This is a genomic window from Enterococcus camelliae (genome assembly GCF_042685105.1).
GTDB classification, from domain to species: domain Bacteria; phylum Bacillota; class Bacilli; order Lactobacillales; family Enterococcaceae; genus Enterococcus_G; species Enterococcus_G camelliae.
Map to the genome: position 1 here is coordinate 20,673 of NZ_JBHUMO010000011.1, position 22,265 is coordinate 42,937.

22 protein-coding genes are annotated in these 22,265 nt (G+C 38.4%); 20 read left to right on the top strand and 2 right to left on the bottom strand.

Translation table 11 applies throughout. The features are described 5' to 3' along the window. The first annotated feature begins 39 nt into the window (after positions 1 to 39). The 5 genes from ACFSR0_RS01900 (at position 40) to ACFSR0_RS01920 (ending at position 3,942) form a co-directional block, all read left to right on the top strand. A complete protein-coding gene (locus ACFSR0_RS01900) occupies positions 40 to 813 on the top strand; it encodes a dihydroorotate dehydrogenase electron transfer subunit (RefSeq protein WP_379979349.1) in 774 nt (257 codons plus the stop codon). After that, a complete protein-coding gene (locus ACFSR0_RS01905; protein WP_379979351.1) occupies positions 810 to 1,739 on the top strand; it encodes a dihydroorotate dehydrogenase in 930 nt (309 codons plus the stop codon). The genes ACFSR0_RS01900 and ACFSR0_RS01905 overlap by 4 nt, the downstream gene beginning before the upstream one ends. Further along, on the top strand, positions 1,736 to 2,458 hold the full coding sequence (gene pyrF, locus ACFSR0_RS01910) for an orotidine-5'-phosphate decarboxylase (protein WP_379979353.1): 723 nt from the start codon (positions 1,736 to 1,738) through the stop codon (positions 2,456 to 2,458). Before ACFSR0_RS01905 ends, pyrF begins: the two co-directional genes overlap by 4 nt. Beyond that, positions 2,459 to 3,088 carry an orotate phosphoribosyltransferase gene (gene pyrE, locus ACFSR0_RS01915; protein ID WP_379979355.1) on the top strand — a complete coding sequence of 210 codons (630 nt, stop codon included), beginning with the start codon at positions 2,459 to 2,461 and terminating at the stop codon, positions 3,086 to 3,088. Positions 3,089 to 3,228: 140 nt separating this feature from the next. Beyond that, positions 3,229 to 3,942 carry a carbonic anhydrase family protein gene (locus tag ACFSR0_RS01920; protein ID WP_379979417.1) on the top strand — a complete coding sequence of 238 codons (714 nt, stop codon included), beginning with the start codon at positions 3,229 to 3,231 and terminating at the stop codon, positions 3,940 to 3,942. A gap of 82 nt (positions 3,943 to 4,024) precedes the next feature. On the opposite strand, the gene ACFSR0_RS01925 is transcribed toward ACFSR0_RS01920, so the two are convergent. Further along, complete coding sequence (locus ACFSR0_RS01925; protein WP_379979357.1) at positions 4,025 to 5,746, bottom strand: NFACT RNA binding domain-containing protein; 1,722 nt, start codon at positions 5,744 to 5,746, stop codon at positions 4,025 to 4,027. A gap of 154 nt (positions 5,747 to 5,900) precedes the next feature. Between ACFSR0_RS01925 and ACFSR0_RS01930 the strand changes: the two genes are divergently transcribed. The 15 genes from ACFSR0_RS01930 to ACFSR0_RS02000 all read left to right on the top strand — a co-directional run bounded on the left by ACFSR0_RS01930 (position 5,901) and on the right by ACFSR0_RS02000 (position 21,393). Next, positions 5,901 to 6,461 (top strand): transposase, encoded by a 561-nt coding sequence (locus ACFSR0_RS01930; RefSeq protein WP_379979359.1) that lies wholly within the window; start codon positions 5,901 to 5,903, stop codon positions 6,459 to 6,461. Positions 6,462 to 6,758: 297 nt separating this feature from the next. Continuing rightward, positions 6,759 to 7,784: a tryptophan ABC transporter substrate-binding protein gene (trpX, locus tag ACFSR0_RS01935; protein WP_379979361.1), complete on the top strand. Its 1,026-nt coding sequence runs from the start codon at positions 6,759 to 6,761 to the stop codon at positions 7,782 to 7,784. A 1-nt stretch (position 7,785) separates the two neighbouring features. Continuing rightward, positions 7,786 to 8,805, top strand: a complete 1,020-nt coding sequence (gene trpX / locus ACFSR0_RS01940) for a tryptophan ABC transporter substrate-binding protein (protein WP_379979363.1) — start codon at positions 7,786 to 7,788, stop codon at positions 8,803 to 8,805. 1 nt (position 8,806) lies between these two features. After that, the gene (locus tag ACFSR0_RS01945; RefSeq protein ID WP_379979365.1) at positions 8,807 to 9,691 is read left to right on the top strand and encodes an ABC transporter permease; all 885 of its coding nucleotides are present in this window, start codon (positions 8,807 to 8,809) and stop codon (positions 9,689 to 9,691) included. After that, positions 9,692 to 10,471: an ABC transporter ATP-binding protein gene (locus ACFSR0_RS01950; RefSeq protein ID WP_379979367.1), complete on the top strand. Its 780-nt coding sequence runs from the start codon at positions 9,692 to 9,694 to the stop codon at positions 10,469 to 10,471. Positions 10,472 to 10,896: 425 nt separating this feature from the next. Next, entirely contained in the window at positions 10,897 to 11,790 is an 894-nt protein-coding gene (gene aroE / locus ACFSR0_RS01955; protein WP_379979369.1) for a shikimate dehydrogenase, read from the top strand. Positions 11,791 to 11,801: 11 nt separating this feature from the next. Then, positions 11,802 to 12,830 carry a 3-deoxy-7-phosphoheptulonate synthase gene (aroF, locus tag ACFSR0_RS01960; protein ID WP_379979371.1) on the top strand — a complete coding sequence of 343 codons (1,029 nt, stop codon included), beginning with the start codon at positions 11,802 to 11,804 and terminating at the stop codon, positions 12,828 to 12,830. A 14-nt stretch (positions 12,831 to 12,844) separates the two neighbouring features. Then, positions 12,845 to 13,924, top strand: a complete 1,080-nt coding sequence (gene aroB / locus ACFSR0_RS01965) for a 3-dehydroquinate synthase (RefSeq protein ID WP_379979373.1) — start codon at positions 12,845 to 12,847, stop codon at positions 13,922 to 13,924. 1 nt (position 13,925) lies between these two features. Further along, complete coding sequence (gene aroC / locus ACFSR0_RS01970; RefSeq protein ID WP_379979375.1) at positions 13,926 to 15,092, top strand: chorismate synthase; 1,167 nt, start codon at positions 13,926 to 13,928, stop codon at positions 15,090 to 15,092. Between the two features lie 22 nt (positions 15,093 to 15,114). Then, positions 15,115 to 16,206, top strand: a complete 1,092-nt coding sequence (locus tag ACFSR0_RS01975) for a prephenate dehydrogenase (RefSeq protein ID WP_379979377.1) — start codon at positions 15,115 to 15,117, stop codon at positions 16,204 to 16,206. A gap of 11 nt (positions 16,207 to 16,217) precedes the next feature. Then, on the top strand, positions 16,218 to 17,501 hold the full coding sequence (gene aroA, locus ACFSR0_RS01980) for a 3-phosphoshikimate 1-carboxyvinyltransferase (RefSeq protein ID WP_379979379.1): 1,284 nt from the start codon (positions 16,218 to 16,220) through the stop codon (positions 17,499 to 17,501). Positions 17,502 to 17,503: 2 nt separating this feature from the next. Beyond that, positions 17,504 to 18,013 carry a shikimate kinase gene (locus ACFSR0_RS01985; protein WP_379979381.1) on the top strand — a complete coding sequence of 170 codons (510 nt, stop codon included), beginning with the start codon at positions 17,504 to 17,506 and terminating at the stop codon, positions 18,011 to 18,013. Further along, positions 18,010 to 18,861 carry a prephenate dehydratase gene (gene pheA, locus ACFSR0_RS01990; RefSeq protein WP_379979419.1) on the top strand — a complete coding sequence of 284 codons (852 nt, stop codon included), beginning with the start codon at positions 18,010 to 18,012 and terminating at the stop codon, positions 18,859 to 18,861. The genes ACFSR0_RS01985 and pheA overlap by 4 nt, the downstream gene beginning before the upstream one ends. A gap of 285 nt (positions 18,862 to 19,146) precedes the next feature. After that, positions 19,147 to 20,463 carry an LCP family protein gene (locus ACFSR0_RS01995; protein ID WP_379979383.1) on the top strand — a complete coding sequence of 439 codons (1,317 nt, stop codon included), beginning with the start codon at positions 19,147 to 19,149 and terminating at the stop codon, positions 20,461 to 20,463. An 81-nt stretch (positions 20,464 to 20,544) separates the two neighbouring features. Next, complete coding sequence (locus ACFSR0_RS02000) at positions 20,545 to 21,393, top strand: DegV family protein (RefSeq protein ID WP_379979385.1); 849 nt, start codon at positions 20,545 to 20,547, stop codon at positions 21,391 to 21,393. Positions 21,394 to 21,836: 443 nt separating this feature from the next. Here ACFSR0_RS02000 and ACFSR0_RS02005 read toward each other — a convergent pair whose 3' ends face one another. Beyond that, complete coding sequence (locus ACFSR0_RS02005; RefSeq protein ID WP_379979387.1) at positions 21,837 to 22,235, bottom strand: GNAT family N-acetyltransferase; 399 nt, start codon at positions 22,233 to 22,235, stop codon at positions 21,837 to 21,839. Between the last annotated feature and the right edge of the window lie 30 nt (positions 22,236 to 22,265).

Genomic DNA, 22,265 nt, shown 5'->3' on the forward strand with positions numbered 1-22,265 from the left:
TAATGAAAATTTGTCATTGGATTGGAAGGATGCACTGTTATGAAGCAAGAAGCGATGGAAATTGTCAATCAGGTGCAACTCGCGCCGCAAATTTTTGAATTAACATTGACTGGAGAGCTTGTCAAAGAGATGCAACAACCGGGACAATTTTTACACATTAAGGTGCCGAGAGAAGATTTGATTCTTAGACGGCCAATTAGTATCCACGAAATTTTAAAAGAACGAGATGAATGCAAATTAATTTATCGAATTGAGGGGCAAGGGACAAATGTTCTTTCAACACTAAAAAAAGGACAGCTAATAGACGTTCTGGGTCCACTAGGAAATGGGTTTCAAATTTCACAAGTCGGTCAAGGACAAACGGTTTTATTAATTGGAGGGGGAATTGGTATTCCTCCTTTATATGAACTCAGTAAGCAACTTGTTTTAAGAGGTGCAAAAGTTTCCCATTTGTTTGGCTTTGCTAGTAAAGAGAAATTGTATTCTCTTCCTAAATTTGAGGCATTAGGACCAGTGACGGTTACCACCGATGATGGAAGCTATGGAAAACTCGGGACAGTCGCAACACAATTCTCAACTTACACGGTTCCTGATGCCGTATACAGCTGTGGAAACAAAGGGTTACTGCAATCAGTTGACAGACAATTTGCTCCTATTGTAGAAAATGTCCAATTGTCGTTAGAAGCTCGTATGGCTTGTGGTATTGGTGCTTGTTATGCTTGTATTTGTCACAAAAAAAACAATACAGCGGAAACAGTGAAGGTTTGTCAGGATGGACCTGTATTTCAAGCGAGAGAGGTGTTGTTACAATGACAAAGCTCGTCGTCAATTTGCCAGGACTAGCGTTGAAAAATCCCATCATGCCTGCGAGTGGCTGTTTTGGATTTGGGAAGGAATATGCACAATACTATGACTTAAATTGTTTAGGCGCGGTCATGATCAAAGCCTGTACGTTGGATCCTCGTACGGGAAATCCAATGCCAAGGGTAGCGGAAACCCCAAGTGGGATGCTAAATGCGATCGGGTTACAAAATCCCGGATTAACCACCATTACCAATACAGTATTGCCTGAGTTAGCTGAGACATTTCCTGAACTGCCCATCATCGCCAATGTTGCTGGATCTACTCAGGAAGAATACGTAGCTGTTTGTGAGAAAATTTCTCAATCCCCGAATGTTCACGCGATAGAATTGAATATTTCTTGTCCCAATGTTAAACAAGGAGGGATTGCTTTTGGGACAGATGCTTCGGTTGCCTTCGAATTAACAAAGGCTGTGAAGCAAGTTTCATCAGTACCCATATATGTGAAGCTCTCACCAAATGTGACTGATATTGTTCCCATCGCGCTCGCAGTTGAAAAAGCAGGTGCAGATGGTCTAACGATGATTAATACCCTGCTTGGCATGCGCATTAATTTAAAGACAAGAGTCCCCATTTTGGCGAATCAGACAGGGGGGTTGTCTGGTCCAGCAATCAAACCAATCGCCATTCGAATGATTCATCAAGTTTCCCAGGTTTGTCATTTACCGATTATAGGTATGGGGGGGGTTACAACAGTTGATGATGTGCTTGAAATGCTCATGGCTGGAGCAAGTGCCGTGGCTGTTGGAACAGCCAATTTCACCGATCCTTGGATTTGCCAAAAATTGATTCAGCAACTGCCTATTCGAATGCAAGAATTGGGGATTGAGAGTATTGAAGAACTGATAACCGATGTAAAAGAAAGGAGAAAAAAATGAACAATCAACCAATCATCGCCTTAGATTTTCCTGATAGATTGTCTATGAGTCACTTTTTCACTTTTTTTCCTAAGCAAGAAAAACTTTTTGTTAAAGTTGGTATGGAACTTTTTTACAAGGAAGGGCCGCAGGTTGTCGAACAATTAATCGATCAGGGACATAGTGTCTTTTTAGATTTGAAGCTGCATGATATCCCTCATACTGTTTATCGTGCGATGCGAAATTTGGGAAAATTGGGTGTCTCCATAACGAATGTACATGCATCAGGAGGAATTGAGATGATGCGTGCAGCAAAAGAGGGATTGTTAGAGGGAGCTCAAGAAAGTGGTAAAAAAGAACGACCAAAACTAATCGCTGTTACCCAATTGACATCCACAAGTGAAGAAATGATGCAAAAGGAGCAAAAAATCCCTCTTGGCTTACTTGAATGCGTGCTAAGTTATGCCCAACTTACCGCAAAAGCTGGTTTGGACGGTGTTGTTTGTTCTGCTTTAGAAGCCAAAGATATTCATAGTCAAACCCATCCGGATTTTATTTGTCTCACACCAGGCATTCGATTAATTGAGGACAATAACGGAGACCAAAAAAGAGTGGTTACTCCTGATCAGGCAAGGGCATTAACGGCCAATTACATTGTAGTGGGACGACCAATTACAAAAGCGCAACAACCATATGAAAAATATCAACAAATCAATCAATTATGGAATGGAGAAAAATAGATGTCTTTAGAAACAAATATTGCTCATGAACTACTTGCAATCAAAGCCGTTTTCTTAAATCCCGAAGAGCCGTTCACTTGGGCGAGCAGAATTAAGAGTCCTATTTATTGTGATAATCGCTTAACAATGAGTTACCCAGCTGTCCGCAAAGCAATTGCTCAAGGCTTAGCAAAAAAAATTAACGAAACCTATCCAGATGTGGAGGTAATCGCCGGGACGGCGACGGCTGGTATTCCCCATGCTGCTTGGGTTGCGGAACTTTTGCAGTTACCAATGGTCTATATTCGTAGCAAACCAAAAGATCATGGCAAAGGGAATCAAATTGAAGGACGTATTACAGAGGGACAAAAAATGGTGGTCATTGAAGATTTAATCTCTACCGGGGGCAGCGTATTGGAGGCGTGTGATGCTGCTGTTAAAGAAGGGGCCGATGTATTAGGTGTGGCAGCCATTTTTTCTTATGAGTTACCGAAAGGAAAAGACAATTTTAGCAAAGCAAACATGCCACTAGTTACATTAACCAATTACTCAACGCTACTAGAAGTTGCAGAAAAAGAACAATACATTCGCGAAGACCAAAAAGCGTTGTTGGAAAAATGGAAAGAAAACCCCGAAAATTGGCAAGCATAAGATCACAGTACAAAACAAATAAGAACAAATGAATGGTGCTAAGCATCGTTCGTTTGTTTTTTTATAGGATGCATTATACTGAAGTGTAAACTAGAAAAAAAGGTGGCGATGATTCCGTGGTCAAAAAAATCAAACGTAACATGGATGTTGAATGGGGATATGAAGGTAAAAGAGGGCCCGAGCATTGGCATGAACTCTGCGATTGGTTCTCAGAAGGGGCAAAATATCCATATCAATCACCAATTTCTCTTTCTCATAATGAACAACTAATTAGGAACAGCGAGCAAGCCCAACTTTTTTTTCATTATCAAAAAGAACAGTTCACGGAAAAAGAATTTAAAAATACGATGCATTTTGTTCCATTTAGCCATGAAAGCTATGTTATTTTCCAAAATGTTCGTTATTTTTTGACAGATATTCATTTTCATCGACCCAGTGAGCACGTAATTGATGGCCGTCCGCAAGAAATTGAATTTCATTTGGTTCACACCAGTCAACAACAGAAAAATTTAGTTGTAGCTGTACTATGCACGTTTGATTTAACGGCTCCAGAGTTGGATAAGATTGATTTGACGACTGAATGGGACTATCCTAATCACTTGCAGACGTTCTCACCGGCACTATTTCTACCCAAAGAGCGGTCCTATTTTCATTATACTGGTTCCCTCACAACACCTCCAACTGCTGGTCCTGTTCAATGGTTTGTTTTTGACCATATTCAACGGTTTAATCCTGATTTCTTAAAGGAGTTTAGTGAGGAACTTTTAGAAGTAAATAATCGACCGTTGCAAGAAAAAAAAGAGCGCAAGATTTATTTTGTATCAAAGCATTCATCCGCGGATTTGGAAAGATAACAAAAAAACCAACAAAAAATGAGCGAATATGGGGATTCATCCATGGACCATTCTCATTTTTTGTTGGTTTTCTATAGAGAGACTATTTTGGGAAAGATTGCTCACTTTTTTTAGCTAAAATAGTTTCCTCATGTGGAGTGACAAAGTAGGTTTTTTGATTTTCATAAATAACAAATCCTGGTTTAGCACCATTGGGTTTGCGAATGTATTTGACTTGGACACAGTCAACAGGCACTTGGGCCGAATGGCGATATTTTGAGTAGTAGGCGGCCAATTCAGCTGCTTCTAGCAAAGTTTCTTCGCTGGGATTGGCCGAACGAACAATCACATGGGATCCAGGGATATTCTTAGTATGTAGCCAATAATCTGTCTTTTTTGCTATTTTCATTGTTAGTTGATCATTTTCCAAATTATTTTTGCCCACTAGTATTTCCGTATGATCGGTGGAAAAAAAAGTGGTGGGTTTTGATTTCGTTGCTCGTTTTTGAAGCTTTTTTTTGGATTGTTTGATATACCCCCCCGCAATTAATTCTTCACGAATCCCTTGAATCTCAGAAGGATGAGCAATTTCCAATTGTGCCAAGACCGATTGTAAATAGAGAATTTCTTGTTTTGTTTCAGCAATTTGAGTACCAATTAATTTAACGGCATTGCGCAATTTTTGATATTTTTGGAAATAGCGTTGGGCATTTTGCACAGCTGAGAGGGCTGGATTTAAGGCAATTTTTTGCAATTGGTTTTCTTTGTAATAATTAGGTAACTCAATCGCATGGAGGCCTCGCTCAATTTGTGCTTGATAGGTGGTAAGTAATTCCCCTTTTTGACGTAGTTCTTCAGCTGATTCGGATTCTACTAAGGTGCGTTCACGTTTTTTTAATTTGCTTTCATTCCGTTTTAAATCATTCTCAACTTTTTTGATTAGTTCACTCCCTTGTTGCTTCACACGATCACGTTCTGCTTTGTCGTGATAGAAGACATCTAATAGCTCACTAAGATGAGTGAAAGATTGAACAGCATCAGCCTTTTCCTGTAATGATTGATAGTCAAAAGGTGTGAAGTACTCTTTCTTTCCTATTAGGTAAATGAACCCTTTACTTGGTAGTTGTATGTCATTTTTGAAGTCTTGCCAAACTTGTAACCGTGCATTCGGAGTCTTACTTAAGCGATAGGCTAACTCATTGGCACTATCCTTGCCTAAACCTTGAAAAGCAAGCTGGAGCGACTTGGCAGAAACCTCTTGCATGGTAGATAGCATGTCAAAAGCTTCTAAATCAGTCAATGTGTATGGATTAACTGACTGCTGAGGAGGTGGAGCGAGGTAGGTTGCTCCAGGCAGCAATAAACGATACGTGTTTTGAGAACTGCCTATATGCTTAATGGCGTCTAAAATTTTCCCAGTTTGTTGATTTAACAATAAAATTGTCGAATGTCTCCCCATTAGCTCAACGACTAGGACGATATTTTCCAAATCTCCCAATTCATTTCGTTTATGAAAAATCAAATGAATCACGCGGTCATTGGCAATCTGCTGGATAGATGACAAAATAGCTCCTTCCAAATATTTTCGTAGCATCATGACAAAGTTAGGAGGCGTATCTGGGTTTTGGTACGTCATTTGTGTTAATTGGACACGTGCATACGTTGGGTGTGCTGAAAGCAGTAATTTATGAGTCGAGCCATTCGCTCGGATGACTAAAATAATTTCGTTATCATAAGGCTGGTGGATTTTATTGACTCTGCCATTAACCAATGTTTCTGTTAATTCTTGTACCATTAAATGGGTGAAAATTCCGTCAAATGACACGTTTCATCCCTCGTTTCTTTAGATTCTTTTACCATTATAACGAAACTACCATAAAAAACAAAGGTCAGAGGCCGTTTGGAGAATTGTACCTTGACGTTTTGCTTTTATTCTTGCTACTATAACGAGAGAAATGTAAGAAGCAAAGGACAAACATATGTATAAAAAGTTAAGTAACGTAATCAAGGACAATAGCAAAAAAATACAACTAACAGATAAGAAAAAAATGATGAAAAGGGCGTTGTTAGGAATTGGCCTTTTGATTGTTGTTTTTCTCGGTATACAGACTGGTCAAAAAATGCGAGTTGCTATTCGACAATCTCAAATCAATGAGGTAGCGACGGATGCGTTCCAATCAACCCAAAAATTGACCGTCATTCCTTACGGTGAATTGGAAGAGATGATTGCAAGCAAATCGGCACTTTCTGTCCTGTTTATCAGTCCTCGAACAGATCATTATGAACAAATCTTTCAAATAATTCATGAAAAAGAATCAGAAATGAATCGTACGATTTATGTGTATCCATTAATCTATCAAGTCAAAGAAATGGAGCAAACTTATCATTTAGCGACAAATCAGGCAACGTTTGTTTTTTTTCAAAAGGGACAACAAAAAAAACAGTTTACGTATGAATCGCTAAAAAAACCAATGAATGAACTCATTCCGGAAATAAACCGACTACCAATGTGGAATTTAACTGATAAAATTTCTAATTAAAAAAAGATTGACGGATGGAGATAGTTAGGGTATATTCTAAACAATATTAAAAAAAGGAGAGAAAATCATGAGAATTATTTACGTAAAAATGCAATCACAATCATGGCAAATTTGGCGTAGGTAGTTGTATTGATGGACTCAAATCCATAGATACAACTTTTTAGAGTGTACATCTAAAAACTGTATCTATGTCGGACAATTATAAGATGAGGCCGCGTAGATTATTACGCGGCTTTTGTATTTTTTACAACTGCCTAAAGATGCAGTTGTTTTTTTATGAAAAGGGGAGTAGAAAAAATGAAAAACAAAGGACTTATTTTTTCGTATGTTTTACTATTTGGTTTTTTGGTAACGATGTATGGGTACGGAATGGGCGTAAAACAAGCAAAAATACCAGCGTTAACTAAACAATCAACGCTAACAGACCATAAAACAGTGGGAATTTTACAATATGTTAGTCACCCGGCACTTGATACAATCAAAGAAGGTGTCATAGCCGGATTAAAAAAAGCTGGGTACACCGAAGGCAAAAACTTGACTATTTTTTTTCAAAACGGTCAAGCGGACCAAAGTAAACTAGCTACAATGAGCCAACAGCTAGTGGACAGTAAAGCAGATGTTTTGGTTGGGATTGCTACACCAGCGGCACAGGCATTAGCGAATACGACTCACAGTATGCCAATTGTATTAGGTGCTGTGACCGATCCTGTTAGTGCTAATTTAGTTAAGAGCTTAAAAGAACCAGGTGGGAATGTTACTGGTGTGTCAGATAAAGCACCAGTGAAGGCCCAATTTCAATTAGCCAAAAAACTTCTTCCAAAAGCTAAAACGGTAGGAATGCTCTATTCTTCCTCTGAGGATAATTCAAAATATCAAGTTGCAGAGGCGACTAAAATTGCTGATGAACTTGGTTATACGGTCAAGAAGTACGCAGTTCCTTCTACCAATGAAATCAGTCAGACCGTACAAGTGATGAGTCAATCGGTAGATTTCATTTATGTACCTTTAGACAACACGATTGCAAATGCTATGGCAAGTGTGGTTGCAGAAGCAAACAAATCAAAAACGCCAATTATTCCTTCTGTTGATACAATGGTTGAACAAGGGGGATTGGCAACTGTTGGGATTAATCAAAAAGAACTAGGTATCAAAACGGGCGAAATGGTTGCCGCGATTCTAAACGGTGATTCGAAACCGGCTACGACGCCAGTCTATACATTCTCTGACGGAGATGTTGTGGTCAATCAAAAACAAGCCAAATTATTGGGTATCACCATTCCGGAAACTATTTTAAAGAAAGCAAAAATTGAAGGTGGGGAATAGTATGAACAAATTAAGCAAGATTCTTGCGAGTATTCTTTTCTTTTCTTTGCTAGGTATAGGTGGGTATATCGTTGGGTCTCATCAAGCAAATGGAAACAAGCAAGCAACACCGAAGGCAGAAAAAAAGCACTATACAATCGGTATTTTACAATATATTAGCCACCCTTCTTTAGACCAAATTAAACAAGGTGTGGTTGACGGCTTGGCAAAAGAAGGATTTAAAGATGGAGAAAATGTGAGCATCACCTTTTTAAATGGTCAAGGAGACCAAAGTAAGCTACAAATGATGAGTCAGCAGTTAATCGGGGAAAAACCGGATGTATTAATTCCAATCGCAACACCGGCCGCCAAAGCGATGGCAAATGAAACCAAAACGATTCCCATCGTGGCGGGAGCAATCTCTGATCCTGTTGGTTCAGGCCTAGTTACAAGTTTGACACACCCTTCTGGAAATATAACAGGTGTAAAAAACGAGGCACCAATTGCTGATCAAATCACATTGCTAAAAAAATTATTACCTGATGCAAAAAAAATTGGCGTTATCTATTCAGCCAATGAAGAAAATTCAAAAAGCTATGTCAAAGCAATCACTGAAAAAGGAACCAAAGCAGGGTATGACATCAAAAGTTACGCCATTCAATCAAGCAATGACTTAGCCCAAACCGTGCAGGTGATGAATCAAGAAGCCGATGTGATTTATGTTCCTCAAGATAACGGCATTGCAAGTGCCTTTCAAACGCTGATGAATGAAGCGAATAAAGCGAAAAAACCTGTTTTTGTTTCTGTTGATAATATGGTTAAAGAGGGAGGACTAGCGACTGTTGGACAGGATCAATATCAACTCGGCATACGGACAGCCAAATTAGCCGCCAAAGTCTTAAAAGAGAAGGACAAAACGACACTTCCATTTGACGTTGTTTCAACGGGAAACGTCATAGTCAATGAAAAAAAAGCAAAAGAATTGGGGATTACCATTCCAGAAGCTATAAAAAAAGAAGCCACGGTAGTAGGAGGAGAATAAAATGATTGTTTCGTCTATTGGTCAAGGATTTTTATGGAGTGTACTCGGACTTGGTATATTCATGACATTCCGCATTTTAAATTTTCCAGATATGACAACCGAAGGATCGTTTCCTTTGGGAGGAGCTGTCTGTGTCACGGCAATTGTCCATGGTGTATCGCCTTTTCTCGCAACGCTCTTGGGTGTGATTGCTGGGATGTGCGCGGGCTTGGTAACAGGTTTGCTCTACACAAAAGGAAAAATTCCAGTGTTATTAGCAGGTATCCTTGTTATGTCAGCTTTGAATTCGGTCATGTTATTCGTGATGCAAACACCGAATTTGTCACTGCTGAATCAACCCAAAATATTAGATTTATTAAAGGTTTTTCAGTTGCCTACTAATTTTGATACGGTTTTTCTTGGTCTGATTGTTTTAATCATTCTTTTGACGGTTCTCTATTATTTTTTTCAGACGGATTTGGGCCAAGCCTATATTGCAACAGGAGATAATGAATCCATGGCACGTTCGATGGGAATCCGAACAGATCGAATGAAAATTATGGGATTGGTACTATCAAATGGTGTGATTTCACTCTCAGGAGCACTAATTGCTCAAAATGATGGTTATGCAGATGTTAACAAAGGAACAGGCGTGATTGTTATCGGATTGGCTTCAATTATTATCGGTGAGGTGCTTTATGGTGAGGTGACCTTCTTCGAACGCTTAGTAGCAATCGTAATTGGCAGTGTCATATATCAATTGTTAATATTGCTCGTTATTAAACTAGGATTTGATACCACCTACTTGAAGATTTTTTCAGCAATCATTCTATCAATTTGTTTATTAATTCCTCAATTAAAATCAGCGTTAAATTTGAAAACTGGATTGGAAAAGGAGGAATTCTAAATGACAAGATTAGAAATTAAGCAGGCAACCAAACTAGTCAATAATGGGGCCAATGAGAAAAAAATCCTCTTAAATCATTTGCAATTAACCGTTAACGAAGGAGAATTTGTGACAATTTTAGGTGGAAATGGTGCAGGAAAAAGTACCTTGTTCAATATTATTTCGGGTTCATTGAGCTTAACAAGTGGCAATATTTTATTAGATAATCTTGATATTACGAAATTAACGGAAGAGCGAAGAGCTAGTTACTTCGCACGTGTGTTTCAGGATCCAAAAATGGGTACGGCCCCACGGATGACTGTTGCCGAAAACTTATTATTAGCTCAGTTTCGTGGCCAAAAAAGACCTTTTCGCTTAAGAAATCTGCAAAAACAACGAGCTTTTTTTTACCAACTATGTGCTGAAATTGGTAATGGGCTCGAAAATCATTTGGATACACCAACTGGCAATCTTTCTGGTGGTCAAAGACAAGCACTTAGTTTATTAATGGCAACGATTAGAAAGCCAGATGTCTTACTTTTAGATGAGCATACCGCAGCGTTAGATCCAAAAACTTCGAAACAGTTGATGCATTTAACAAACAAAAAGGTACAAGAAGATCAGCTGACCTGTTTAATGATTACGCACCGTATGGAGGATGCTTTGCATTATGGTAATCGCTTGATTGTGCTACAAAAAGGAAAAATAGTTAAAGACTTTTCGGCAACAGAAAAAGAAAAATTAACAATGACGGATTTATTGAGTTTCTTCGAAGATACCTATGACGACGAAAATGACTAAAAAAGAAGGTTGACAATCAGATGAGTAGCACCTATACTAGATTCATCTTATCAGTTTGGAGCGATATATATGATAATGCATACAACGCACACACAACTGAATCATTTCTACTTTAGCTATTTTAGATAGGTTTGTATTCATGATTATGGATACAAACGAGCAGTTTGTATCTATGATGGCTAGGGAGCTTTTTGGTATGTTAACCTAAACCGCCACGTAGATGCTTTAAATCTACAGTGGCTATATACAATCGTATTCCAGTAATTTGGAAGGGATGTTCACTGTAGATGAAAATCATGGTGGACATCCCTTTTTTGCCTACAATCGTTCAAATGAAATGGAAATGATGATTTGTAAAAAGCGCACGGTTTGTTTCATCAAGAAAACTGCTTAAGTGCTTTACAAAATAATAAAGGAGACTATCAATGGATCAAAAAACAAGTATTACTGGAAAAACACGTTTGGCAGGTTTTTTTGCGAATCCCGCCAAGCATAGCATTTCTCCACTTATGCATAATACAGCTTTTGCACTTTTGGGAATTGATGCACGCTATTTGGCATTTGAACTTCCTGAAAACGGACTAGAACGAGCAATCCAAACAATCCGTGATTTTGAGATGTTGGGTGTAAATATTTCAATGCCTTTTAAAATTGAAGCAATGTCTTATATGGATGAGTTGTCAGATTCCGCAAAACTCAGCGGTTCTATGAATACGGTCGTCAATAAAAATGGGAAATTGATTGGATTTAATACGGATGGAACTGGTTTTTTAAAAAGTCTACAAAAAAGCAATCTTTCCATCACAGACCAAACAATGACCATTATCGGTTGCGGCGGTGCTGCTTCAGCAATCGTTGCCCAGGCGGCTCTTGAGGGGGCTCGAAAAATCTATGTTTTTAATCGCAAAGGTGCTTCTTTTGATTCATTCCGTCAACGAATGGTTTCAATCCATCAGCATACAACCTGTCAGATTGTATTAGCAACAATGGAGGATCAGCAATTGGTTAACGAAGCTATTTATGAAAGCCGATTACTTGTCAACGCTACGTCACTTGGCATGAAACCTCATGAATTACAAATGCCTCTATCTGAAGACAACTTGCTCCATTTATCAGCTGAAACAATGGTTGTAGATATTATTTATAATCCATTAGAAACCAAGTTGTTAAAACTTGCAAAAGCTCGAGGATGTCAAACGGCCAATGGTTTAGGCATGTTATTGTATCAAGGTGCTGAAGCTTTTGAGTTATGGACTAGTCAAAAAATGCCGATTGAAACTATTTATCCACTCATTTTACAAGAAAAAACAAAAAAATAGGAGGAATGAACATGATTATTATTATGAAACCAGCAGCAACGGAACAACAAATTACAACGGTTATCAAACGGGCAGAAGACAGTGGACTCGAGGTACAAGTCAATACTGGTAGTGAACAAGTGGTTCTTGGATTAATTGGTGATACTCGCTCAGTACAAGACATCGCCTTCAAGAGCTATGAAGGAGTTGAGGATGCAGTCAGAATTACGAATACCTATAAATTAACTTCACGGGAGTTTCATCCTGATGATACGGTTGTTGATGTGGATGGCGTTGCTATCGGAGATGGAAGTTTTGTTACGATGGCTGGTCCCTGTTCAATTGAAGGCCTCGATCAAATTCGAGTTTGTGCTGAAATTGCTAAAAAAGGTGGCGCCAAAATACTGAGAGGTGGGGCATTTAAACCACGAACTTCTCCATATGCCTTTCAAGGATTAGGTGAAGAAGGTCTGAAGCAAATTCGTCAAGCGGCGGATGAATTTGATCTGAAAGTTATCACCGAAGTTATGGATGAAGGACATATTGAGATGGTTGCTGAATATAGCGACATCATTCAAATTGGTGCACGAAATATGCAAAACTTTAAATTACTCTCAGCTGTCGGTAAAACAGGTAAGCCGATTGGGTTGAAACGTGGAATTGCTGGGACGATTTCAGAATGGTTAAATGCCGCAGAATATATCGCTGTAGAAGGAAAAAGTCCAATCATTTTTATTGAACGCGGGATTAGAACCTATGAAACGGCGACTAGAAATACCTTTGATTTAAGTGCTGTTCCAATTATCAAAAAATTCAGTCATTTTCCGATTATTGTTGACCCAAGTCATGGCACAGGCGTTTGGGATTTAGTTGCTCCAATGGCTCGTGCTGGTGTCGCAAGTGGTGCAGATGGCATGATTGTCGAAATTCATCCAGATCCTAAAAATGCATGGTCGGACGGTCCACAATCCTTAAATGAAAAGAGTTACTTACAAATGATGACCGAAGTAGACATCTTGGTAGATGCGATGAAAAAAATTCGACAACTAGAAACCATCTGAAAGAAGGATTCATTATGTTAACAATAAAAACAACCAATCATCAGTATGATATTCTCATTGAAAAAGGTGCATTGCGAAATATAGGTGACTGGCTTAACGAATTGTGGTCACCCCAAAAAGTAGCCATTATATCCGATACAAGAGTGGCGAAACTGTACGGTGACCAAGTTGTCACTAAATTGAATGAAGCGGGATTTGAGGTCTCTCTGATGATTGTACCTGAGGGAGAAGGAAGCAAATCATTGACACAAGCAGCGACGTTGTATGAACAACTAGCGAAAGAGAGTTTCACACGTAGCGATGGAATTGTCGCATTAGGTGGTGGTGTTATTGGTGATTTGGCTGGTTTTGTTTCCTCTACCTACATGCGGGGCATTCATTTTGTACAGGTCCCTACAAGTCTACTGGCACAGGTTGATTCGAGTATTGGGGGAAAAACGGGTGTCAATACGGCGACAGCAAAAAATCTCGTGGGTACGTTTTACCAACCGGACGGTGTATTGATTGACCCCGACGTTTTAACAACATTAGAACCACGGCGAATTCGTGAAGGAATTGCTGAAATTGTCAAAAGTGCTGCAATAGCAGATGCAACTTTTTGGGAAGAATTGGCAAGCTATCAAGATGAATTTGACTTAGTCGCGCATGCCGAATCTGTCATTATTCAGGCGTTAAAAGTCAAACAAAAAGTCGTTGAAGAAGATGAATTTGATAATGGCTCACGCTTGATCTTAAATTTTGGTCACACGATTGGACATGCAATCGAAAAATCGGCAGGTTATGGTGTGGTTAGTCATGGTGAAGCGGTAGCGATTGGGATGGCTCTAATCAGCCAAGCTGCTGTTAAACAAAAAACAATGCCTGAGAATACTGATAAAAAGATTATAGAAATGTTAAAAAAATTTCATTTACCAATTAGCAAAGACGGGTTAGAATTAGAAAATGAAACATTACTTAAAGCTGTTTCGAATGATAAAAAAACGCGCGGCAAGCAGTTGAAAATTATTTTATTAGAAACAATTGGAACAGCCAAAATAGTCACGATGGATACTTCCAAGTTTCGCGACTATTTAGGCATGAAGGAGGAAAAATAAGATGCGCTATATTACTGCTGGAGAGTCACATGGCCCCGAGTTAACAGCGATTATCGAAGGACTACCAGCCGGTATGCCCTTATCAGCTGAGGATATTAATAAAGAATTGATTCGCCGCCAAACTGGCTATGGCAGAGGAGGTCGGATGCTGATTGAAACAGATCGCGTACGAATTACTTCCGGAGTTAGACATGGAAAAACACTTGGCTCACCAGTAACTCTAGTTGTTGAAAACAAAGATTGGAAAAACTGGACAAAAGTGATGGGACTAGACCCAGTAACTGAAAAAGAAGCGAAAATGCGCCGTGTTGCTCGGCCAAGACCCGGTCACGCTGACTTGGTGGGAGGAATGAAATACCATCATTCAGATTTAAGAAATGTCCTTGAACGCTCTTCTGCTCGAGAAACGACGATGCGCGTAGCAATTGGTGCAATTGCTAAGAAACTGCTTGCGGAATTAGATATGCAAGTCGCTGGTCATGTGGTTAATTTAGGAGGAATTGAAGCAACGATTCCAGATACGTTGACAGTTGAAGAAGTTCGAACACGCTCAGAAGCATCCGATGTTCGAGTGGTGGATCCTGCTGTTGAACAACCGATTCGTGATTTGATTGATCAAACGAAAAGAAATGGTGACACAATCGGTGGGGTGGTTGAAGTGCTAATTGGTGGGGTACCTGCCGGCTTAGGTAGCTACGTCCAATGGGATAAAAAACTTGATGCCAAAATTGCGCAAGCAGTTGTTAGTATCAATGCATTCAAAGGCGTTGAGTTTGGCGTTGGTTTCGAAGCAGCGAATCTACCTGGTTCAAAAGTCATGGATGAAATTTTATGGCAAGAACAAAAAGGATACACGCGAAGAACGAATCGTTTAGGCGGCTTTGAGGGTGGTATGACTAATGGAGAAGTATTGATTGTTCGAGGTGTGATGAAACCTATCCCAACGCTGTATAAGCCCTTGCAAAGTGTTGATATTGATACAAAAGAACCCTACAAAGCAAGCGTGGAACGTTCAGATAGTACGGCTGTTCCTGCTGCAAGTGTTGTCTGTGAAAGTGTCGTAGCAACTGTGATTGCCAATGAAGTTCTAGAAAAATTTTCGAGTGATTCATTTGAAGAATTGAAAGCAGCGGTGACAAATTATCGTACCTATTTATCAAATTTTTAAAAAAAATAGGGGAGCGATGAAAATGAATCAAACTGTATTAATAGTAGGATTAGGATTAATTGGCAGCTCATTAGCCGTTTGTATCAAAAATGAACACCCGAATGTCACCGTTATTGGCTATGATTATCAGCCAGAAACAATGACCATTGCGCAACAACAAAAAATAATCGATGGCACTGCTACCCAGTTTGAAGAAGCTGCTATAGAAGCCGACATTATTATTTTAGCTGGGCCAATCCATACGACAATCGATTATTTGGAACAACTGTCGCATTATCAATTGAAACCAACTGTTTTAGTCACCGATGTTGGCAGTACAAAATCGGAGATTGTCGCGTATGCCACGCAGTTTCCTTTCGATTTTATCGGAGGACATCCAATGGCTGGCTCACATAAATCTGGTGTTTTAGCAGTAGATAATCGCCTATTTGAAAATGCATACTTTATTTTTACACCGACAGTAGCCATTTCAAAGCGAGTCGTCGAACTAAAAAAACTGTATGAAGGAACAAAAGCTAAATTTATCGAGCTTAGTCCAAGCGAACATGATCAAATCACTGGTATGCTAAGCCATTTGCCACATATTATTGCTTCCAGTCTAGTGAATCAAGCTGATGACTTTTCAACAGATCATCCTCGAGCGAGACAGCTTGCTGCAGGAGGATTTCGAGATATTACCAGGATTGCTTCCTCTGATCCTACGATGTGGACAGATATTCTCCTCAGCAATAAAACCTTGTTGGTGCAATTAATTGATAATTGGCAAACAAATATGAATCAACTAAAGGAATGGCTTCAAACGAATCAAAAAGAGGCAATCTACACTTTCTTTGAAAATGCAAAAGAAACACGCGATACGTTACCAATTCATCAACAAGGAGCGATACCGGGCTTTTATGATTTATTTGTCAATGTCCCGGACTATCCCGGTGTAATTGCTGAGGTAACTTCCTTAATTGCTGAAGCTGAGTTGTCACTTGTCAACGTGAAAATATTGGAAACGCGTGAAGATATTATCGGTATTTTGCAATTGAGTTTTAAAAATGAGGCGGATTTATCTTCCGCAAAGAATTATATCGAATCGCATACTCATTACCATTGTCATACAAAATAGGAGGTTTTTCTTTGAAATTACATCAAGCGAAAAGTTTAAACGGAACACTTGAAGTGCCTGCAGATAAATCCATTTCCCACCGAAGCATAATGTTTGGAGCAATTGCCAAAGGAGAAACAACTATTCATAATTTTTTGGAAGCGGAAGACTGCTTGAGTACGTTAAAGGCTTTTCAAGATTTAGGGGTACACATTGTACATGATGACAAAACAGTTACCATTCAAGGTGCTGGCTTTGATGGATTAAAACCAGCTGAGAAGCCCCTTGATATGGGAAACTCTGGTACAACAACGCGTCTCATAATGGGGATTTTGGCAAAACAATCTTTTCAAAGTGTTTTGATTGGCGATGCTTCTCTATCAAAAAGACCCATGGATCGAATCATAGAACCTTTACTTCAAATGAATGCAAAGATACATGGAGTAAATGACACGACATATGCGCCAATCACGATTTCTCCTAATAACTACCTAAACCCCATTCACTATGTATTACCTGTGGCAAGTGCTCAGGTAAAATCAGCTATTTTATTTGCAGCATTACAAGCGAATGGTGAATCGAAAATTGTCGAAAAAGAAATTTCTCGTAATCATACGGAAGAAATGATCAAGCAATTTGGCGGTTCAATTCAAGTTGAAGGAAAAACTATTCGCTTAACAGGGCCGCAAGAACTTACTGGTCAAACAATCACCGTTCCTGGGGATATTTCATCAGCAGCATTTTTCTTAGTGGCTGGTGCCGTTGCTCGAAACAGTAAAATTGTTTTAAAAAATGTAGGAGTAAACCCAACTAGGACAGGGATTCTTGATGTATTGACGGATATGGGCGCAAATTGGACGATTCTTCAGGAAGATGTACATAACCAGTCGGCTGATATCGAAATTAGTTCATCAAACTTAGTTGCAACGGAAATCGGTGGTGATATCATTCCGCGTCTAATTGATGAAATTCCGGTGATTGCCCTTCTTGCGACGCAGGCGAGTGGCACGACTGTAATAAAAAACGCCGAAGAACTGAAAGTAAAAGAAACAAATCGAATTGATGCTACTGCAAAAGAATTACGAAAGCTTGGAGCAAGTATTGAAACGACACAGGATGGCTTAATTATTCATGGTCCAACAGCTTTTCACGGTGGACAAGTTTCTAGTCATGGGGACCATCGAATTGGGATGATGTTGCAAATTGCTGCTTTGTTAACCGATGAACCAATCGAGTTGGAGCATCCTGAAGCAGTTTCCATCTCTTATCCGCAATTTTTTGATGACTTTGACCATTTAATCGATAAGGAAGGATAACTATGCAAATTGTTTTGGTAGGATTCATGGGGTCAGGAAAAACAACGATTGGGGGCTTATTAAGCCAAAAGATGAGCCAAACGTTTATTGATACGGATGAGACAATAACGACAAGAATTGCGATGAGTATTCAGGAATATTTTGATATCTATGGTGAAGATACCTTTCGACAAGTTGAAACGCAAGTCCTTGCCGAATTAAGTGAGAAAAAAGGAATTTTGGCGACTGGTGGTGGAGTTGTCACAAATAAAGAAAATCGTATGATTTTGAAGCAATTGCCACACGTTGTTTACCTTAAAACGGATCCTGATGAGTTCATTCGGCGACTAAAAGCAGACTCTACAAATGTACGCCCATTATTTCTGTCACGTTCCTCAGAAGAAATGATTGATTTATTTCATCAGCGTGAGGCTTATTATCGGGAGGTTGCTTCACACATTATTGATACAACGGAGAAAACTCCTGAACAGATTGTTCAGGAAATTATCAAAGAGGTAGGTGATAGAAACTGAAAATTGGTTATTTAGGCCCAAAAAATTCATTTACTTACCAAGCAACAAATGCGGGATTTCCCAATTTAATCCAGCTTGCCTTTCAAACGATTCCTAAGTGTTTAGAAGCCATTAGTGACCAAAGAATTGATATGGCAGTTATTCCAATTGAAAATTCCTTGGAAGGATCTGTTCACGCAAGTATGGACTATTTGTTTCATTCAAAAGATTTAACTGTCAAGCAAGAAATGATTTTACCGATTCGTCAACAGCTCATGATGGTTGATCCAAATAAGAAGCCGGAAGTGATTATGTCACACCCACAAGCCTTGGCGCAATCTCAAGCCTACTTAAATGAGCACTATCCAACTACTCCTATTGTTCAGACACCATCAACCACTTATGCCGCGGAATATGCTTCAGCGCATCCAGATGAAGCTGTCGCAGCCATTGCTTCTAAACAAGCTGCTGACGCATTTTCTTTACGTATTATTGGACATGATATTCAAGACAATGATCAAAATGAAACGCGATTTTGGGTTATAACGAAACGATGCACACAGGATAGCCGACAACAAAACGTAACCAAGGGAAAGCTCTCTTTTTTCTTAACCTTACCATCAAATCAGCCAGGTGTACTTCATAAAATGTTAGCAGCCTTCGCATGGCGAGGAATAGACTTGGCAAAAATTGAATCACGGCCGTTGAAAACAAGTCTTGGTCAATACTATTTCATTATTGATTTAACAGTCGATGAAAATGAGCCGCTAATCCAATATGCTTTTGAAGAAATCGCATTGTTAGGTGCAGAAATTCGAGTATTAGGCCCTTATGAAATCCGCATGATTTCAGCAAGTGGCGAACAATGATTAGAAAGTGTACAAATTCAGCAACTTGATGAATATCTAGAGACACTTGATTAACTATTATCTTTTTGAATCCATTCGAAAAAGAAGGCAGTTTAGATGTCTTCTTTTTTCTTGTTTTGTTCAATTGAAAAAAGAAAACAAAATTTTTCATGTTCAAAAATACATGATAAGGAACACAATAAAACTGGATCTGGGGTTTATTAATTTTTTCTAATTCACTCTTTTAGTTTTTTAGGTAGTAAGGTATCCTATACTATAAGATATTGTTTTATAGGGGGAACTAGGATGAATAAAAGAATGGATCGCCACAATAAAGGGGAAAATGATCTATTCTCAAGAGAAGCTTATCGACGATCAAAACTTGAAAAACAACTGGATGAACAAGAAAATCAAAACCTTGAAACGAATTGGTCTGATAGGGTGGATGAACCAAATGAGGACTTAAGTGATTATTTAAATGAGGAAACCAAAACTTCTGAAAATGATGAAGATGAGGATTTCTATTACTATGAACAAAGGAATAGCAAACCGCAAACACGTATGGCTCACCAAAAGCAACATCGTCAATCCATATATAGAAGTAATCAGGAGAAACGAAGAGGAGTCGAATCTAGTCCGGAAAAAGAAGCTACCTTTACACAATCATTTAAAGAGGACGAATTTGCAGAACGTCCTGCAGAAAAAAAGATGGAACAAAAACCAAAGAAGCAAAAAAAGAAAAAACATCATTGGATTCGTACAATTCTTTTGCTGTTGTTACTTATCATTGGTTACTGTGCTGGAGGATTTTATTTAGGTCAAAAAGACGCAAGAAAGGAAACATCCACGTTAAAACCTCAAGCATTTAATGGTGTTGTATCAGCAGATGGCGCAAAAAACATTTTACTAATCGGGAATGACAGTCGTGACGGTGAAAACTCACGGGCAGATACGATTATGATTTTAAGCTTCGCAGGAAAATCAAAGAAACCCAAACTAATTTCAATCATGAGAGATTCCTATGTCGAAATACCTGGATACAATGCAACCAAGATTAATGCTGCGTATGCATATGGAGGCGCAGAATTATTAAGAAAAACAATTAAACAAAATCTAGGTGTAGATACGAAATATTATGTAACTGTTGATTTTCAGAGTTTCGAAAAAGTTGTCAATGCTTTGTATCCAAAAGGAGTAAAAATCAATGCGGAAAAATCATTGGATTTAGACGGGATACAAATTGATAAAGGGGAACAAGTAATGGACGGCTTAAAACTTCTACAGTATGCTCGTTTTCGGCATGATGAAGAGGGAGATTTTGGTCGGATTCGTCGTCAACAACAAGTTATGACAGCCATCTTTGCTCAATTAAAAACACCTATGGCTATCTTGCGATTACCTTATGCGGCTGGTAAGGCATTAGGGTACACCGCAAACAACATTCCATTTAGTTATTACGCTAAAATTGGCTTTTCAATGTTAAGAGGAGCTTCTGCAATCGAACGTTTATCAGTACCAGCTGACAGTTCCTGGGAATTTGGGACAACCTCAAATGGAGAAAGCGTTATTTATTTTGATAATGACGTAGAAACAGAAGCTATTAGTAAGTTTCTTGCGCAATAAAGATGATTTTTATTTCAAATAGCAAGTTATTTATGCTATATTATAATTAATGTGAAAAATTTTTCGAAACGGGGAAATGAAATGAAACTAGCCATAGTTACTGATAGTACCGCTTTTATACCTGAAAGAGTACGTGGCCATAAAGATTTATATGTTATACCTATCCCAGTTATTATTGATGGAAAAAGTTATAACGAAGGAATTGATATTGAACCAGATGAATATTACCAGCTTCTAAATAATAGCGAAGAATTTCCGACAACATCTCAACCTTCATTGGGTGAAACGTTGCAAGTTTATAGAGATTTGAAAGCAAAAGGTTACGATACTGTTATAAGCATTCATCTTTCTTCCGGTATTTCTGGTTTTTATTCTACTTTATTTGCAATTAAAGATAGTGTAGAAGGGTTGAAAATTTTACCTTATGATTCATTGATTACTAGTATGCCTATGGGACATATGGTAGAAGCGGCATTGGATGGTATTGATAATGGTCAAGATTTACACGCGATTATGGATCATTTAGATATTATCCGGGACAATACGTATGCCTACTTAATTGTGGAAGACTTAAATAATCTTGTTCGTGGCGGTCGTTTGACAAATGGAGCAGCGTTAATCGCAGGGTTACTGAAAATTAAGCCGATTTTAACCTTTGATCAAGGAAAAATCGTGTTGTTTGAAAAAATTCGCTCTAGTAAAAAAGCATTTAAACGAGCGGAAAAAATTATTGGCCAACGTATAAATGAAATCCCATATCCCGTAAAATTATATGTAATTCATGCAAATAATATAAGTTTGGCACTTGAAGAAAAAGAACGTCTGCAAAAAGAATATCCCAATGCAATTATTGAAGTTGGTCATTTTGGACCTGTAATCGGCACTCATTTAGGCGAAAAAGCCATTGGATTGGCATTATCGGCACAATAATTTGTTGAAATTGAAAAGCATGGATTTTTTTCATGCTTTTTTTGTTTTTTTAAATGAAAAAACAATAAAGTAATAATGATTTATAAGAGTCATGAGACAGTTAGTTCTTGATTAAACTTTGTATAATATATATTATGTAAACTAAAATAATAAAAAAAGATTATTGCCATCTTACCTACCAAAATCACCCCTTTTTTCCCTTCCTCCCTCTTTCATTTAAAGCAGAAAGCTAGCTATTGCACGAAAGATGATTCCAATCATGCAATAGCTAATAACTAGGTATGATTATTTTAATAGTTCATAATGCAATTCAGCACGTGTGTTTTCAATTTAGTAAATAATTGTCCCTAATTTTTTTTAAATAACATGTATCTTAGTCAAAACCTTCAAGCATTATTAAAGAATGATAAAGCCTACCCATGCCTATGTTCACGTATTATCCGTTAGAATGGACGTCTTCTTCGCAAAAAAGCGGAATCAGTTTTTTCAAAGCCTACCTTAGGATAATAATCTAAGGCTGATGGAGCTGCTAAGAGGACCAAAGAAACATCTGGACCAAGTTGGGAGTAAAGCTTTTCAATTAACTTATGACCAATCCCTTGCTTTTGATACTCTTTAGCAACAGCTAAATCTGATAAATAACAAGCATAACTAAAATCAGTTAATGCGCGTGCAATACCAATTAACTGATTGTTTTCCCAAGCATTCCATAAAATATCCGAATGTTCGAGCATTTTTTGCAATCGCGGCAAATCATTAACTGGTCTATGAATGCCAGATGATGCAAATAACTGGGCTAACTCACTGGCCGTAATTTTTTTATTTTGAGTGTAAGTGATCAAACGTGTTCATCCCCAATTTGTATTTTCTAT